The organism is Nodosilinea sp. LEGE 07298 (genome assembly GCF_015207265.1).
GTDB lineage: Bacteria > Cyanobacteriota > Cyanobacteriia > Phormidesmidales > Phormidesmidaceae > Nodosilinea.
On the sequence record NZ_JADEXE010000028.1, the window covers coordinates 23340 to 39187 of the forward strand.

14 protein-coding genes are annotated in these 15848 nt (G+C 57.7%); 8 read left to right on the top strand and 6 right to left on the bottom strand.

Going from position 1 to position 15848, the window contains the following annotated elements:
• Positions 1 to 214: 214 nt before the first annotated feature.
• Both hmpF and IQ273_RS06100 read left to right on the top strand, forming a co-directional pair.
• Positions 215 to 1963 carry a pilus motility taxis protein HmpF gene (gene hmpF, locus IQ273_RS06095; RefSeq protein ID WP_194022282.1) on the top strand — a complete coding sequence of 583 codons (1749 nt, stop codon included), beginning with the start codon at positions 215 to 217 and terminating at the stop codon, positions 1961 to 1963.
• Between the two features lie 58 nt (positions 1964 to 2021).
• Positions 2022 to 2228 (top strand): glycogen debranching protein, encoded by a 207-nt coding sequence (locus tag IQ273_RS06100; RefSeq protein ID WP_194022283.1) that lies wholly within the window; start codon positions 2022 to 2024, stop codon positions 2226 to 2228.
• A 144-nt stretch (positions 2229 to 2372) separates the two neighbouring features.
• Here IQ273_RS06100 and IQ273_RS06105 read toward each other — a convergent pair whose 3' ends face one another.
• Positions 2373 to 2714, bottom strand: coding sequence for a hypothetical protein (locus IQ273_RS06105; RefSeq protein WP_194022284.1), 342 nt, complete (start codon positions 2712 to 2714; stop codon positions 2373 to 2375).
• 139 nt (positions 2715 to 2853) lie between these two features.
• Here IQ273_RS06105 and yaaA point away from each other — a divergent pair, with 139 nt between their 5' ends.
• Both yaaA and IQ273_RS06115 read left to right on the top strand, forming a co-directional pair.
• On the top strand, positions 2854 to 3063 hold the full coding sequence (gene yaaA, locus IQ273_RS06110) for a S4 domain-containing protein YaaA (protein WP_194022285.1): 210 nt from the start codon (positions 2854 to 2856) through the stop codon (positions 3061 to 3063).
• Positions 3064 to 3246: 183 nt separating this feature from the next.
• Positions 3247 to 3696: a DUF6918 family protein gene (locus tag IQ273_RS06115; RefSeq protein ID WP_228052430.1), complete on the top strand. Its 450-nt coding sequence runs from the start codon at positions 3247 to 3249 to the stop codon at positions 3694 to 3696.
• A 65-nt stretch (positions 3697 to 3761) separates the two neighbouring features.
• Here the strand turns inward: IQ273_RS06115 and IQ273_RS06120 are convergent, their stop codons facing one another.
• Positions 3762 to 5297: a TM0106 family RecB-like putative nuclease gene (locus tag IQ273_RS06120; protein ID WP_228052432.1), complete on the bottom strand. Its 1536-nt coding sequence runs from the start codon at positions 5295 to 5297 to the stop codon at positions 3762 to 3764.
• A gap of 496 nt (positions 5298 to 5793) precedes the next feature.
• Between IQ273_RS06120 and IQ273_RS06125 the strand changes: the two genes are divergently transcribed.
• From IQ273_RS06125 to IQ273_RS06140, 4 genes are all read left to right on the top strand, one after another.
• A complete protein-coding gene (locus IQ273_RS06125; protein ID WP_194022295.1) occupies positions 5794 to 6960 on the top strand; it encodes an aminotransferase class V-fold PLP-dependent enzyme in 1167 nt (388 codons plus the stop codon).
• A gap of 127 nt (positions 6961 to 7087) precedes the next feature.
• Entirely contained in the window at positions 7088 to 9010 is a 1923-nt protein-coding gene (gene mnmG / locus IQ273_RS06130; protein WP_194022287.1) for a tRNA uridine-5-carboxymethylaminomethyl(34) synthesis enzyme MnmG, read from the top strand.
• A 31-nt stretch (positions 9011 to 9041) separates the two neighbouring features.
• Positions 9042 to 9821 (top strand): SDR family oxidoreductase, encoded by a 780-nt coding sequence (locus tag IQ273_RS06135; protein WP_194022288.1) that lies wholly within the window; start codon positions 9042 to 9044, stop codon positions 9819 to 9821.
• A complete protein-coding gene (locus IQ273_RS06140) occupies positions 9822 to 10676 on the top strand; it encodes a M28 family peptidase (RefSeq protein WP_194022289.1) in 855 nt (284 codons plus the stop codon).
• On the opposite strand, the gene IQ273_RS06145 is transcribed toward IQ273_RS06140, so the two are convergent.
• The 4 genes from IQ273_RS06145 to IQ273_RS06160 all read right to left on the bottom strand — a co-directional run.
• Entirely contained in the window at positions 10650 to 11282 is a 633-nt protein-coding gene (locus IQ273_RS06145) for a M23 family metallopeptidase (RefSeq protein ID WP_194022290.1), read from the bottom strand. The two genes, IQ273_RS06140 and IQ273_RS06145, sit on opposite strands and share 27 nt — an antisense overlap.
• Positions 11283 to 11421: 139 nt before the next feature.
• Entirely contained in the window at positions 11422 to 14394 is a 2973-nt protein-coding gene (locus tag IQ273_RS06150) for a glycerol-3-phosphate acyltransferase (RefSeq protein ID WP_194022291.1), read from the bottom strand.
• 85 nt (positions 14395 to 14479) lie between these two features.
• Positions 14480 to 15151 carry a hypothetical protein gene (locus tag IQ273_RS06155; RefSeq protein WP_194022292.1) on the bottom strand — a complete coding sequence of 224 codons (672 nt, stop codon included), beginning with the start codon at positions 15149 to 15151 and terminating at the stop codon, positions 14480 to 14482.
• Between the two features lie 456 nt (positions 15152 to 15607).
• The coding region (locus IQ273_RS06160) for a CU044_2847 family protein (protein WP_278000533.1) at positions 15608 to 15848 on the bottom strand (241 nt) is incomplete at its 5' end.

The window sequence follows — 15848 nt, forward strand, 5'->3', positions numbered from 1 at the left end:
ATCCTTAAGTAGGGTTCTAAATAGACCCAGAACTCTCTGATTGTGTGTTGAAGCACATTAAATTGAGCCCCAATAGGTTTTACGTAGACAGGCAGCTACCTCTCTACCCCAAACCTGCTCTTATAATTTCCCCCATCTTTCTACTGAGTCTTTAAAATTACTACATCAGATTTAATTTCCTAGAGTAACGTTATAAGCCACGAGGACCACCAGCGTGCTGTACCTAGCAGAAGTCCAGAAAAAGACCGGGTTTATTGGCAGCGGCAAGCCCGAGTTTAAGCTGCTTGCCTGCCAGCGCAGCGAGCACAGCTGGAGTGCTGTAACCGGAGACGAATCTCTAACGGCTCCTGACGACGCCTCATACAACGCTGGTGCGCTGGTGATGGTAGAAGTCAGCGGCAGTCGGCAGATTCAACGCCACTATGAGGCTGGACGCACCCTAACCAGCATTCTGCAAAACTTTTCGAACCTGAGTAAAAAATCTAAGACTCAGGAAGAAGAAATCGAGCAGTGGAAGCAGTCGCTCACCTTTCAGAGTCAGGAGCTAAACCGCCGGGAACTGGAGCTGGAGACGCGGCAGGAGCAGATTGAGCAGGCCGAAGTCGACCTTGAACAGCTTGATGCCCAGCGCCAGGAGCTAGAGCAGCTGCAGCAGAACCTAGAGCAGCAGCAGGAAGCCCTCAATCGCAAAAATACGGATTTAGAGGGGGCCTGGGCTCACCTGAATGGCGAGATGCGCCGTCTCGAAGAGCAGCGCGCTGAGGGGGGCTCTGCTGCGCTGGACTCAGACCAGGTGGCCACCCTGCAAGGTGCCCTGAATCGCCTAACTGAGGCGGTGATGCCCATCGAAGCCCTGCGTGACCCTCTCACCCACGCTACTGACGGGCTGAACTATCACCAGGGGTTGCTAGGAGATTATCGGCAGGCGCTCGAAAACCAGCGCCAGGGCCTAGAGCAGCGCCAGCAGGAGTTGGACCAACAGGCCAGCCAGCTAGAGCAGCGCTGGGCAAACTGGCGTCAGGCCGAAGCCAGTCTGGTGACCAAACGCGAAGGACTGAAACTGCGGCAGCAGGAGGTGAAAGCTCATCAAGACCAGATTCAGGCTTTATCGGATACGCTACAGGCTCAGGCAAACCTACACCAGAAGATTTACGACCTGCTCAACACTACCGACAAAGTACGGTTGAGCAAAAAAGTAGACGTAGCAGCCCTGGAAGCGATGGATCTTGACCAGCTTCAAACTATGGTGGGCGATCTAGAAAATGACCTGGAGAAAATGTCGCGCTTTGTCTCTGACCAGGAGGAAGAGCTAACTCTGGAGCAGCAGGCGATCGATGAACTCAAGCTCAGGATGGAGCAGGCTAATGAGTTTGAGCGGCTGCAGTTAGAGACTGAGCTAGAAGAAGAGCAAGACCGTTCCCAAATGCTCAACGAAACGTTGGTGGGTCAGCGGCGCAACCTGCTGGAGCGCGAGGAGGTACTGAGTCAGCATCAGGCTGTGTTGCGGCGGCGTCAGGGTTTAGCGGTAGAAGAAACGCCGGTCAGCGCTGTTGACCTAGAGCCACTGCTCAACACCATTGATGCTCAGCGCCAGCAAACTACAGACACCATTCAGTCGCTAGAGACTGCGGTCAAGCAAATTCAAGACGAGATTGGCCAGTTTAAGCAAGATATTGAAGCCACTGAGGCAGCTTTGGCAACCCAGCGCACCGAAGTAGAGGCTTTTGAGAGCGATCTGCGCCAGCAGCAGCGCGACTTGGCGGGTCTCGTGGGCAAGCTAGCGGTTTGCGAAGAGTTGCTTAACCCGGCCCAGGAGAGCGTGAATGGGCTGCGACAGTCGCTAGATGGTCTGGCTGTTGGGATGACTAAACTCCAGGAAGTTAACGACTATCAGCTACAGGCGATCGCGGAGCTGCGGCAAACGGTTGTTAACGTAGGCGCACCTCCAGTGGCGGCTTCTTGAGCCTGGGGTAGATAAGAATGCTAGAGTCAGCTGAGACTCTCTAGAGGCATAACTGCGCATGATTTGGGTCAACGAACAAATTGATCCGTCAGGAATTATCTACTCCTGCATTGCCTGTATCGATGAGGACCAGGCTCAAGCGTGCCATCGTTCGTTTGAGGATAACCTGAGCGAGGAGCAAAGGGCAGCCGGATGGGTGGCTCAAATTCGCACGGTGGAAACCTGGGAAGACGTGCCCGTTAATGCCTTGAAGCTGAGCTATTAAACCTTAGCCAGATTCAGGAGTGGAGTTCTGCCGGTGGGAAAACTTCACTCCTGAACTTGGTGTACAGAGCTGATTGGTTACTGCGATCTGTAGCTCATCTTTAAAGTGTGTGTTCTAGATCTAAGCTGATTGGTTTAGATAGACTTAGCGGCTTGACTGACGCCACCGCCACCGCCGATCGAGCAGCGTGCGGCTCAGCACTCGTACCGGATCTTGCGATTCCCCGGAGAAGAGGGCAAAATCTACTGGCCCCCAGGTACGCTCGGCTTCTTCGGCTAGGGCCAGCAAAAAGGGGTCGTCAAGGGCGATACGGTGGTCAAAGCGCAGGGTCACCAGTGACAAGCCACCGTGCCCTGCGCCCGTGATAATGCCCCAGTCGTACTGGTCTAACAGGGCCTGAATCGACTGACCGGCAGCGCGGCGAAAACGCTCTAGCTGCTCTTGCTTCTGTCTAAGCTCTTGCAGGAGTTGGTGATTGCTCAACATCGTGCTCCTCCACTGGTAGCAGTGATATAAACACCCTTCTTACTCTGAGTGCCCTTACTTCGAGTGTAAAGGGTGGCTTCGCCTCTAGAGTTAAAGACTTTCTATTGCTCTGTTATTTAAGTATTCCTCGGATAACGCTATGCCCAGTATCGACTACATTAAGCTTGACCAATTTTTGAAGCAGATGCAGGTGGTAGGTACAGGAGGTCAGGCCAAGCTAATGATTCAAGACGGTGAGGTGAACGTGAATGGCGAGGTTGAAACCCGGCGTGGGCGCAAGCTGGTAGCGGGCGATCGCGTTGAAGTAGAGGGTCAAACCTGGGTCGTTGATCTAAGCGAGCTGGGCTAGCCTGAGGATTGGCGGTGCGGTTCTTTGGTTAAGATGGCGTTGGCTTAGATGCTTCTAACCCCGACTTCTCTAGCTAAAGTTTATAGATCTGTTAAGCCATCTCAAACCTGCGGCAGGAAATGCTGATTTGGGTAGCGGGCCGTGAAAAATTTAGTGAATACAAAAATTGTTATTTAGACAGGCATGGCTATGGGGTTAAGCAATATTTTGAACGACCAGTCTCTTCAAGCTAGCGTTGTCAATGACTGCGCCCTATTAATCGACCGCCAGGTAGCGGCTAAGAGTGGTCTCGGCGGTATGGCCCTCAAAGCGGCCTATGGCGTGGTGAAGAGCGCTGGATCGGGCTATATACCGGGAGCCATTGGGCGCATTTTGCCGGAGGTGGTAGGTGCGCTGGAACCGATGTGGGCTGAGGGCTTGCAGGCAGGTGATCCGGTGGCCCACTTGAGCCAAAATCAGGCCCAAACTGCTGAGGTTATTTTGGGCGTGACCGATAGGCGAATTGCCAAAACAGATAACGGCCTAGTGCGATCGTCCTACAATAAGCTGCGCAAGTCGGTCAAAGGCGATGTGGCTGGGGCAGTACCGGGTCTAGCCGAAATTTTGGGTGCCCATAGCTCGGTGCTTCAGTAGTGCCACTAGTATTGCTCCTGTCTCTCGACGAGATGTCATAGCTCTGGGGAGATGTGGGACAGACTCTAGCCGATGTTTTGGTAGAGTCTGTCCCAGTAGGGTTCGGCGAATTTTACCAACCAGTCTTTAATGTGATAGGTGGCGCGGCAGTCGTCTTCGTTGTAGCGCAGAATGGCGTCTAGGTAGCTGCGATCGCCGGTTTCGGTCCAGGCGTTATACCAGCAGATCGACTGCGCTCCGTTGGCCCCCTCGTCGCGCCAGTCAAAGCCCATCCAGCGGGCAATGTGCTTGAGGGCGTAGCTTTCAATGGGCAGGGTGACGCCGTCGGTAATGCACTTGTGGACGTCAAAGAAGCGATCGAGGAGGGCCTCGGTGTGGCGGTGGGGTGTGCCGTAGAGCTGCCCTAGCTTGCGCACGGTCTGAGCCTCGTAAGGGCAAAAATGATAGACCGGAGCATGGGGATAGGTATGCACCAGATCGAGAAAATCGTTCCAAGCGCGGCGCTCTTCGCGGTGATTTTCGGCTAGCAGGGCATGGAAGTTGGTGTCGCCAGTGCGGTGATTGACCACCAGCACCCCATGTAGATAGATTAAGTTTTGGTCGGGGGCGGCTTCGATGTCAAAGTACAGCTCGACCTCGCCTTCGGGCAAATCTTCGGGCCATAGCGGAAAGCCGTGGGGAGCGTAGGGCGCACTGCGGGGGATGGCCTGATTGTCAATTAAGGCCTGGGCCTGATGCACCAGCTTTTCGGCGACCTGTTCGCCAAACCCTGGTAAGGGAGCCAGGTGGGCAGGGCTGGCCTGGGCTAGGGCGGCAACGGTTGTCAAGTGGTGCTGCTTAAGAAACGCGTAGCGGGCGGGGGTAACGCCAGGCAGCAGCGATAGGTGGCGGGTAGCCTGGGCCTCGGTGTAGCAGTGGTTAAACCAGTGGCAAAGGTCGCAGCGACTGTGGGAAATAAACAATTCTGGCGCGGTGGGCGATCGCAGATCGATCAGGCAGTCGTTGAGCACAGTTTGCAGCTTGGGTACCAGTCGCGCCAGATCGATAGTGTACATCTGACCCCCTCGCAGGGCCAGACAGCTGGCTTCGGGCCAGACCCCCTGCACCCGCGAGAGCACGTAGGCGTGGTAGGCCGCCACTACCTGGTAATCGAGCTTAGGCTTTTTGCCCAGTTTGATGTCGATGGGTACATAGACCCAGTCGCCCCAGCACGACCAACCGGGCCGCTTGATCAGCAGATCGGGCTGGCTGACAAGCTGCACGCCGTCTATCGCTGAGTTGGTGGCCAGCGCCCCCTGGCGAATGGCCTCTACTCCGTCCGCCATCAGATCTAGGGTGGCTTTTGCCCCGGCAGCCCAGTCGCCCGAGGGGAAGTCGGGCCGGTGGAGGGGGTAGTAGTCTTCAAGTACCCGTTCGCGGTGGGCGAGGCTGTCTTGGCGCAGCTTGAGCAGGTAGTCGGAGGGACGGTCTTGCTGGACGCGATCGCCGTAAAGATCTAGAAAGGCTCGCCGACCACAGCGCTGGTAGTGAAACAGCACATCATCGGTGAGCCAGCGAATGAGTAGTTGTTGAGAATGGGGCGTTGCTAAGTCAGCGGCCAACCTCAGGGGACTTTGCGGGCCACCCCCTGAACTCGAATGCGATGGCGGGGGGTAGCTAGCAGACAAAGCGAGTTGTGGGACAAGTACTAGAGAACAAAGAGACGTATGGCTGATGCTGAAGCCCAAGTGACGCGTTGTCGCTGCCCCAGTCAGCCATGAAATTTTTCGTAGCCAACTCTAGCGACCCCTGTCGCTGACCGCTAGCTGTATGGCGCTGTGTCGAGTTGCTGTTCATGCTTGGAGTTAAGCCTACAGGACGCCCAGAAGACACCCAAAATTACGATCTATACAGTGCCTATGCTTACCCTTAGCATGTTATACCCTATCGGGGTATTCCGGGGAAAGGGCGGGGTAGCTGTCGCATTCGCTGGGGCCAATTCGTCAGCTAACCGGGCGCGGGTGGTATAGGGTTTAGAGGACCTCGTATTCTGTCTTCAGCGTGATTCATTCTTCGTCTTCTACGGTGCTCGACAGCCTGATCATCCACCGTCAGGGGATGCCAGCCCTGGTGGGTAAACGGTACTTTAACTATGGTGGTCAAGGGCCGGTGGCCCAAGTGACTCTAGATGCTATCTTTGCGGCCCATCGGCAGGTGCAGAAATTGGGGCCATTTTCGGGAGCGGCGAACCAGTGGGTAACAGCTGAGGCGGCTCAAACTCGTGCGGCGATCGCGGCTGAACTGGGTACCACTGCCGACACCATTACCCTCACCGAAGATGTCACTGTGGGCTGCAACATTCCCCTCTGGGGCATTGACTGGCAGGCAGGGGATCATATGCTGCTGTCGGACTGCGAGCATCCTGGCATTATTGCTGCGGTGCAGGAAATTTGCCGCCGCTTTGGGGTCAGCTACAGTCTCTGCCCGCTGCTTGAGACCATCAATGGTAGCGGCGATCCGGCGGCGGTGGTGGCTGATCACCTGCAACCCAACACCCGGCTGCTGGTGATCAGCCATATTTTTTGGAATACAGGTCAGGTGCTGCCCCTGGAGCGCATTGTGCAGGTCTGCCGCGATCGCCCTAACCCGGTGCTAACGCTGGTGGATGCGGCTCAGTCGGTGGGTGCGCTGCCGCTCGATTTGCCCAGTTCAGGTGTCGATTTTTATGCCTTTACCGGCCACAAGTGGTGGTGCGGTCCGGCTGGTTTGGGCGGGCTGTACGTGCGCCCCGAGGCTAGAGAGCACCTGGCTCCCACCTTTATTGGCTGGCGCGGCATTACCACCGATGCCGCCGCTAACCCCACCGGCTGGAAGCCCAGTGGCCAGCGCTATGAGGTGGCGACGTCAAACTATCCGCTGCTGGCGGGGCTGCGGGCCGCGATCGCCTACCAGGCTGAGTGGGGCAGCGCCCCCCAGCGCTATCAGCGCCTGGTGGAACTCGCTCAGCGGCTATGGTCGCAGCTGCAAGACCTGCCCCAGATTCGCACTGTGCGACAGAGCCCGCCCGATTCTGGCCTGGTGTCGTTTTGGGTGCTAGAGCAGGGCGAGCCTTCTCCGGCCTGGCACAAGCGCCTGGTCGATGAGCTGGAGACCCAGCAGGTTTACCTACGCACCCTGCAAGCGCCCAACTGCGTGCGCGCCTGCACCCACTACCTGACGCTAGAGGCAGAGGTGGATGAGCTGGTGGCGGCGATCGCGGCCACCCTAAAGCGAGGCCTGGGCTAGTAGACTGGCTTACCTACTGAGTTGATCAACGATCGCTTCCGCAGACTGGTCAAGGCTCTAGATCTTGATTACCTAAATGGCCCGCTAAGATTGATAGGTTGAGCGGTGTAGTGGTTTTGCAGCTGGCATGAGTGTTTCAGGTTCCGTTGATTTTCTCGACGAATACGATGTTGTGGTCGTCGGTGGTGGCCACTCGGGCTGCGAGGCGGCCCTGGCCTCGGCGCGCCTAGGCTGCCGCACGCTAATGATTACCCTCAACCTCGACAAAATTGCCTGGCAGCCCTGCAACCCCGCCGTGGGTGGCCCGGCCAAATCGCAGCTCACCCATGAGGTCGATGCTTTGGGGGGCGAAATTGGCAAAATGGCCGATCGCACCTACCTGCAAAAGCGCGTGCTCAACAACTCGCGCGGCCCCGCTGTGTGGGCGCTGCGGGCGCAAACCGACAAGCGCGAATACGCCGCTGTGATGAAAACCATCGTCGAAAACCAGGAAAACCTGGTGATTCGCGAGGGTATGGTGACCGATCTGGTGCTCGGTGCCAATGAAGAAGTGGTAGGGGTTGAAACCTACTTTGGTACGGCGTTTAAGTGTAAAGCGGTAATTTTGACCACCGGCACCTTTTTGGGTGGCACGATTTGGATCGGCGACAAATCGATGGCAGCGGGGCGAGCGGGGGAGTTTGCCGCCACTGGCCTGACCGATACCCTCAACCGCCTAGGTTTTGAAACTGGGCGGCTGAAAACCGGTACCCCGGCCCGAGTCGATCGCCGCTCGATCAAATTTAGTGTGCTTGAGCCGCAGCCCGGTGACGAGGATGTGCGGTGGTTCAGCTTTGACCCCGAAGCGTGGGTCGAGCGCGAGCAAATGCCCTGCTACCTCACCCGTACTACCGCCGCCACTCACCAGCTGATCCGCGACAACCTGCACCTGTCGCCGATCTACGGCGGCTGGGTTGACTCCAAAGGCCCCCGCTACTGCCCCAGCATCGAAGACAAAATCGTCCGCTTTGCCGACAAAGACAGCCACCAGATCTTTCTGGAGCCGGAGGGACGCGACATTCCTGAAATCTACGTGCAGGGTTTTTCGACCGGGCTGCCCGAAAAGCTACAGCTAGCCATGCTGCGCACCCTGCCGGGGCTAGAACAGTGCGCTATGCTGCGGCCTGCCTACGCCGTGGAATATGACTACTTGCCCGCCACCCAGTGCTACCCCACCATGATGACCAAGCGGGTGGACGGGCTGTTTTGCGCTGGTCAGGTCAACGGCACCACGGGCTATGAAGAAGCGGCGGCCCAGGGCTTTGTGGCCGGGGTGAATGCGGCCCGGCTGGTGCGCGGTCAGGAGATGCTGGTGTTTCCTCGGGAGCAGAGCTACATTGGCACGCTGCTGGATGATCTGTGTACGAAGGATCTGCGGGAGCCCTACCGGATGCTGACCTCGCGCTCAGAGTACCGGCTGCTGCTGCGATCGGACAATGCCGACCAGCGCCTGACCCCGCTGGGGCGCGAGATTGGGCTAATTGGCGATCGCCGCTGGGATCTCTTTACCCGCAAATACGCCAGCATTGCCGCCGAAAAAGAGCGGCTGAGCGAAACCCGCGTCAAGGAGCACGACGAACTCGGGCAGCGGATTGCCGCCGATACCGATCAGCGCATCAAAGGCTCAATTACCCTGGCCGACCTGCTGCGCCGTCCGGGGTTCCACTACGCTGATTTAGAACGCTACGGCCTGGACAATCCTGAGTTGATTCGTGCCGAAAAAGAAGGGGCTGAGATCGATATCAAATACTCAGGCTACATTCAGCGGCAGCAAAACCAGATTGACCAGGTAGCTAAAAATACCGGCCGCAAGCTGTCCGAAACCCTCGACTACATGGCGATCGACACGCTTTCAAAAGAAGCGCGCGAAAAGCTAACCCAAGTCAAACCGCTCACTATTGGTCAAGCCTCGCGCATCGGCGGCGTCAACCCTGCCGACGTCAATGCCCTGCTGATATACCTGGAGATGCAATCGCGGCGCGATCGGACGGCCCCTGTCGCGATTCGTTAGAATCAAGCCGAATTCACTCCGGGGACAAACCATGGCAAAGCCAATTCTGATTACCGGTGCGTCCAGCGGCATTGGCTACGAGCTGGCCAAGGTCTGCGCTGCCCACCACCACGATCTGGTGCTGATTGCCCGCCGCGAAGAGCTTCTGCTAGAGCTAAAGGCCGAGCTAGAAGCGGCCCACGGCATTCTGGTGTGGACCTACCGGGGCGACCTTACCGATGCCGATACCCGCCAGCAGTTCTTTGACTGGACCGAGTTTAAGGGCATTATCCCCTATGCTGTGATCAACAATGCCGGCTTTGGCGATTTAACCTCCTTTGTTGAATCGAGCTGGGAAAAGCAAAACGCCATGCTCCAGCTCAATATTGTTGCCCTCACCCACCTGAGTCGGCTGTACCTGCCGAAAATGATTGCCGAGGGCCAGGGCCGTATTCTCAATGTGGCTTCGACCGCCGCATTTCTGCCGGGGCCTTATATGGCGGTGTACTACGCCAGCAAAGCCTACGTGCTGTCGTTCACCCACGCGATCGCAGCAGAACTGGAGGGCACCGGTGTAACCGCCACTGCCCTCTGCCCTGGCCCCACTCAGTCTGAATTTCAGGAACGGGCCGACGCAACCGATGTGAAGCTGTTTGAGGGCAAAAAACTGCCCACCGCTGCTGATGTGGCTGTTTATGCCTACGAGGCGATGGAAAAGGGACAGCGTACCGCCGTGCACGGCACCACCAACAAAGTGCTGTCGCTAGCCACGCGGCTGCTGCCCCGCAAAAACCTGGCTGGAGTCGCAAAAGGTCTGCAAAAGCCCGCCTAGGTGAATCCATTGAGCGATACCGCCCTGCAACCCCGACTGTTGGCTCATTTGGAGCGGGTGGCGCGCGATCGCGACCCGTTTTTGGCCTCTGCCCACCACTTCTTTGTGCAGCAGTACATTCAGCAGGAGTTCGGGCGCTGGGGCAAGGTAACGAGCCACAGCTTTGACTTTCGGGGGCAGTCACATACCAACTGGATCTTAAACCTGCCCGGAAAGAACCCTCGCCGTCCGCCCCTGCTGATTGGTGCCCACTATGACTCGGTGCCCGGTTCTCCTGGGGCTGACGACAACGCTACCGGCGTAGCGGTATTGCTGGAGCTAGCTCGCGCTTTTGCTCAGAAACCAGGCAAGTCGCCCCTGCGCCTGGTTGCCTTTGATCTTGAAGAATTGGGATTTGTGGGCAGCGGCCACTACGCCCAAGCCTTACACGAACAGGGCGAGCCCTTGGGACTGATGCTGTCGCTGGAAATGCTAGGTTATTGCTGCCACCAGCCCCACTCCCAGCAGTATCCAGCCGGGTTGGACCGTTTTTACCCCGATCGCGGCAGCTATATTGCTCAGATTGGGCCATGGCAGAGCATTCCTACTATGGTGCGGCTGTGGCGCGGCTTTCGCGCGGCTGGGGTGCCTAGCCAGTGGCTGCCCGTGGTTAACCAGGGCCGCATTGTGCCAGATACGCGGCGCAGCGACCACGTACCCTTCTGGGATTTGGGCTACCCCGCGATTTTGATTACCGACACCGCAGATCTGCGCAACCCCCACTACCACCAGCCCACTGATACCTTAAAAACCCTAGATTTAGCGTTTCTCACCCAGGTCTGTCAGGGGCTAATTTACGGCCTGCGCCGTCTGTAGCTGCTGATAGTCGAATCCGGCTTTGATTACCAAGGCCGGGTCGACCCACACCCCGTCGTACTTGAGGCCCCAGTGCAGGTGTGGCCCGGTGGTGCTGCCGGTCATGCCCACCCGACCAATGCGCTGCCCAGAGGTTACAATTTGCCCCTGGCGCAGCTCTGTGCCGCCATCGCGATCGACCAGGACGCGCCCGCCTTCTTTTTCGATTACCATATGGCCCACCATGTGGCAGTAAATGTGGGTCCAATTGCCCGATTGAATAATCGCCGAGGTGCCGCAGGCGGTGTTGTCTGACACTTGAATGACCTTGCCCTCCCACCAGCTGCGAACGTAGCTGCCCATAGGGGCGGCCAGGTCTAGTCCGTAGTGAAAGCGGTGACCTCCCATCGGGTGCTGCCGGTAGCCAAAGGGCGATGTATAGGCCGTAAATTTTTCGAGCGGAAACGAGGCCCCGGCCCAGGGGTTAGCAGGGGCAGCTTCTGCCGCCATAGGCTCTTCAGCAATGACCTGGGGGGTAGATTGACTTAGCTCTGCCATAATGCCGACGCTCACGCTCAACACAACAATCCAGCTCAGGGCTTGCACCCCGCCTTGGTGACCATTCATAGCCGCAAAAAATAGGGAGCTGAAACCTGCAATAGTACAATTGCATTATTAAAGATAGTGCAATTGTACTGATTTGCCAAGCGGTTGTTGGCAAGTTGTCATCGGTCGGTAGGTATAGGGGCTGTGGGTATGGGTCGCCCTAGTCTGGGCTTGCTTCAAGGGTGGGCGGCTGCTTGGCAGGCGGCTCTAGCACCTCTACAGTGCCGGTTTCGCCATTGATTCGAACCCACTGACCGCTGCGCAAGCGCTGGGTGGCGTTGGTCACATCCATGACGGCTGGAATACCGTATTCTCTGGCAATGATGGCCCCATGGGAGAGGCGACCGCCGACTTCGGCAATCAGTCCCTGGGCACGAGCTAGTAGGGGTGCCCAGCCCGCGTCGGTATAGGGAACAACGAGTATAAACGGCCCCTCAGTTGCAACGGGCTCCAGGTGGGTCATCACCAGTACTGGGCCAGCCATGATGCCCGCGCTGGCCCCAATGCCCGAGAGCTTCTGCTGTACCGTCGCACTCGGCATGAAGGGTAGGTCGCGGCTGGGTGGTTCATTGCCAAACACTAGGTAGGGCACATTGGGTAGGTGTCTGTCTTGGTTATACCGAGCTTTGCGATCGCTAATGTTTCCCCGCACCATCGCCCAGTTAGGGGCGGCATTCCCCGTCACCAAGGCCTGAATTTCTTCTAGGGTGAGAAAGAAAATGTCGTCTCGTTCCTTCAGGTGGCGCTGTTCTTGCCACTGGTTGGCTAGGGCCAAAATGCTCCAGCGCAGCTCGGCCAGCAGGCGGTTGTAGAGGGTATTCACCTGCCCCTTGAGATCGAGCCGTTGCTGTACCAGGGCGGCTTTCCCGGTCGGGGTCACAGTTGTGGTTTTAGGCGGAGGCGGTTGTTTGACAAACTGGGCCAGCAGTTCGCGCACGGGGCCGGGGTTTTCTTGCCAGGTGGCGACAGCAATGTCGGTGCCAACGGGACTGAGGTAGCCGTACTGGCCTAGAAAGTGATCGATCTCCTTGAGCAGCGCTTCGCCGTCGGTGCTTTCGGCTAGAGCGGTCATCAGCGATGAGCTATCGGTAATGCGGTTTAGCTCGCCAGCAGAGAGCACCTGGCGAATGTCTTGGGCGATCGCCCGCAGGGCGTCTAGGGCCGCAATCTCAACATTTTGCATCGGGCTTACGTGTTCCTCTGGCACTTTTAGCAGAGCGCGACGCAGGGCAAAGCTCAGCGGGCCGAGAATGTTGTAGTAGGTGACTGGCTTCAGCAGATCGAGCACGGTTTCAATGCGGCTGAGCAATTCCGCTGGGGTCAAAGCGTCTCTGGAAGTAGTCTCAAGGGATGCCAGGGCGGGGCTAAAGCGATCGCGATTTGCCTGGGTAAACTCCTGCTCCAGCTTGAGTTCGCGGCCTACCAGCCGCAGCAAACCGGGCAGATTGCGCAGGGTAGACCCTATGGGAGGGCGGCTAAATTTTGCCCCTCGGGTCAAAAACTCTAGGCTCTCAGGCGGCAGACCCATGCGCTGAAAAATATCCCCCAGCAGCGTGGCGTTAAAGTAGGCATGGGCATGGTGCAGGGTGGCGGTGGCTTCAAAGTCGAGGCCTTGGGCGCGATCGCCCAGCACCACCGTAAAAATCTCGCCCCACACGCCGCAGGTCAGGGGCCGATTAATCGACCAGGTGAGCGGTCGAATGGTGCCGGGGATCACCTCGGCGGCAATTTTGCGCGTCCACAGGGGGTGCAGGGTGGTAATCGGGCGGCTCTGCAACAGCCACAGCGTCTCGCCGTCGTAGGTCCACTCGATGTCCTGGGGCACGCCCTGGTAGCGGCCCTCTAGGTGGCGGGCCAGGTAGGCCACCTGCTGCAACAGCCGCGACGGGGTTTGGCCCTCGCCCTCCACCGCTAGCGTCAGCGCATCGGAGATCTGCCAGTCGGCGGCGGCAATCTCTGCCAGGGGCGGCACATCGTCGGGCTGCACCAGTACTCGGTACTGTTCGGGCGTCACCTGCCCTCCTACCACTTGGTTGGCCCCACCGGGCAGGGCTTCGATCACCACGGCATCACCGCAGCGGGCGATCGGGTCGCGGCTAAAGGCCACCCCCGAAAACAGCCCCTGAACCTGCTGTTGCACGATCACCGCTAGGCCCTGCTCGGGCAGCCCTCGGCTCTGCCGATACTCCCTGGCTCGGGGGGCGTTGTAGGACGAAAAGACCCGCACGATCGCCGCCGCCAGGCCCTCCTGGTCGGTAATATTCAAAAACGATTGGTAGATCCCAGCTGCCGAGGCGGTGCCCGTATCCTCATCCTGGGCGGAGGATCGTACCGCTAGGGGCTGTGTGGGAGAGGGTTCTGCGATTGCCAGCAGCGCCGTGGGGTCATCCCCAGCGGGCAGTACGTAGCCGCGCGGTACCGGGTAGCCCCAGGCCCGCAGCTGGCCCAGAGTGGCGGCTTTGTGGCCAAATTTAGCGGCATCGAGGGGTTGGTCGAGGGCAACCAGGCCGCGATCGCCGCGAAAAAACCGAAACATGGTGCGAGACTCCAATCGTCCTTCGTCGTCGGGCAAATCTAAATCGTCGGGCAGTTTTTGATAGATCCAGGCAATCAGTACGCTGAGGCAGGTCATCGCCAACACCAGTGCCCCATCCTGATGCCGCAGAGCGGTGATCAGCGGTAGCAGCACCAGCGACAACAATCTGCCTTGGCGACGCTCGCGAAAAATCGTAAACCCCAGCCCACTTAGAATAAGCGTCAGCAGTGCGGTGGGCCAGTCGTAGACCGCAATGCCCCATACGACGTTGGTGGTGCCCGCCCCCTTTGCAAACCAGTAGCGTCCCATCACCAGCCCAATCAGGGCAATAATTTCCCACACCGGCTCGGTCGGAAAGTAGTATCGGGCCAGCAGCACTACCCCAATGCCCTTAGCGGCCTCCAGCAGCACCGCCGCAATGCCCGACACTTTACCGCCGTGGTAAAACGCCGCCGACACGCCCACATTGCCTGTGCCTACCTGCCGCAGCTGCTGCCCCGACAATAACCGGGTCGACCATCCCGTCAGGGGCAGCCCGCCCACCACCGGAGCCAGCACAAAAATTAAAAAGGCACCCCAAACCTGGGTCAGGGTCATCGCGATCGCCTTAAACAGCTACACCATGACAATAGACCAACTTCTACAAGCTCATGTCTAGCCTTTGTGAGATTAATCGATGAGATTAATCTTGGTAGGGTCTGACATCGTACTGTATGTAGGGTTGCTGCACCGGCGGCGGCAGCGGCTGACGTTCGTAGTAGTAGTAGGGGCTGGGGGGCATGCGCATGGGGTACGCCATCGGTGACGGCTGATGCGTGCGCCGCTGAATGTGCATCAACCATAGGGCAATAATGGCAAAGGCCGTGCCCCCACCCAGCACCAGCAGCATAAACAGGCCTAAAATGCCCCAGAGCAGCATAGTCTGGGTTTCATTGTTGCGCGGTATTGACTCAATCAGCCGCACCTGCTGGGAAGTCATTTCTTCGACCGCCGTCTGGTAGGTGTCTAGCTGTTCAAGCACGGCATCGGTTTCGGCCTGCTGGCGCTCTAGCTGGGCCTTGAGGTCATCGGCTAAGTTCTTTTGGGCGCGCAGTTCGTCTTGCAAACTGCTGACTAAGTCTTGCTGCCGGGTCAGGTCGCGCTCAAAGCGGTCTTGCTGTAGCTCTTGGCCCACGGTAGGGGGCGGCGGTACCGGCACTGTTTGAATATTCAAGCTTTCGGCGCTGGGTGGCGGCGGCGGCAGCGATGGTGATCGGCCCGTGCCCGATCGCACCAGCAACGTCAAAATAACCAGTGCTCCCCCGGCAGCACAACAGGTGATTAAGATAGGCTTTTCCTTCGTCAATCCCTGCAAAATCTCATTCCCTAGTAGTGGTGGTGGGTGTCGTTAGTCAGATTTTCAGGAACTGTCGAGAGCGGGCTAAGAAAAGTGACTTGGCCATCAGGCCCAAAATGCCGCAGAGGCAGCCCCAGCATGAATGGAGTAGAGACAAGTTGGTCTTTTGGAGGGCTAAAACTCAAAACCAAGGGCCAGAATCTACAAGATGGTAAGAAAGAATTTGATGAAAACCCTTGTTTCTCAAGCTTTATCACCAAATTATTATACATTGGCCAAGAATTGGCACAACAAATATATGTTAGTCCTTTAGTCAAGGGTGAGATAAGTTCATCAATCGGGAGCCCCCTTAGCCTAAATTAAGCCTTCAGCGGCAGCAAAAAACCGGGTTGCTCTAAGGTCAGCCGCCTAAACGGCACCTCCTCTGAGCAACCCGGTTAATGTGACGATAATGCCTTGATCCCCATCAAGGCGCTATTTGAACGAGCACTCAACCGTAATTTTTAGGTTGCTCTCTGCGGTGCCTTTAGTAACGTAAGGAACTCCTGCCTCTCCGCCGACCTTCAGGCCGAACTCCAGGGTGACTTTTTCGACATTGGCGGTGGCCATGTCTTTGAAGGCATTCATGGTGTAGCTGGTGTACGTGCGAATGGTGCCTTCGATGGCCTTAAAGCTCTGGGCAGCATGGATTTGTGCGGCCTGGTTGGCGCTGCTC

Bases quoted from the DNA above. Each gene is read 5' to 3' on its own strand.
- IQ273_RS06150 (WP_194022291.1), bottom strand. From the start codon at position 14,394: ATGACCCTGACCCAGGTTTGGGGTGCCTTTTTAATTTTTGTGCTGGCT.
- mnmG (WP_194022287.1), top strand. From the start codon at position 7,088: ATGAGTGTTTCAGGTTCCGTTGATTTTCTCGACGAATACGATGTTGTG.
- IQ273_RS06105 (WP_194022284.1), bottom strand. From the start codon at position 2,714: ATGTTGAGCAATCACCAACTCCTGCAAGAGCTTAGACAGAAGCAAGAG.
- IQ273_RS06135 (WP_194022288.1), top strand. From the start codon at position 9,042: ATGGCAAAGCCAATTCTGATTACCGGTGCGTCCAGCGGCATTGGCTAC.
- IQ273_RS06100 (WP_194022283.1), top strand. From the start codon at position 2,022: ATGATTTGGGTCAACGAACAAATTGATCCGTCAGGAATTATCTACTCC.
- IQ273_RS06145 (WP_194022290.1), bottom strand. From the start codon at position 11,282: ATGAATGGTCACCAAGGCGGGGTGCAAGCCCTGAGCTGGATTGTTGTG.
- yaaA (WP_194022285.1), top strand. From the start codon at position 2,854: ATGCCCAGTATCGACTACATTAAGCTTGACCAATTTTTGAAGCAGATG.
- IQ273_RS06115 (WP_228052430.1), top strand. From the start codon at position 3,247: ATGGCTATGGGGTTAAGCAATATTTTGAACGACCAGTCTCTTCAAGCT.
- IQ273_RS06125 (WP_194022295.1), top strand. From the start codon at position 5,794: ATGCCAGCCCTGGTGGGTAAACGGTACTTTAACTATGGTGGTCAAGGG.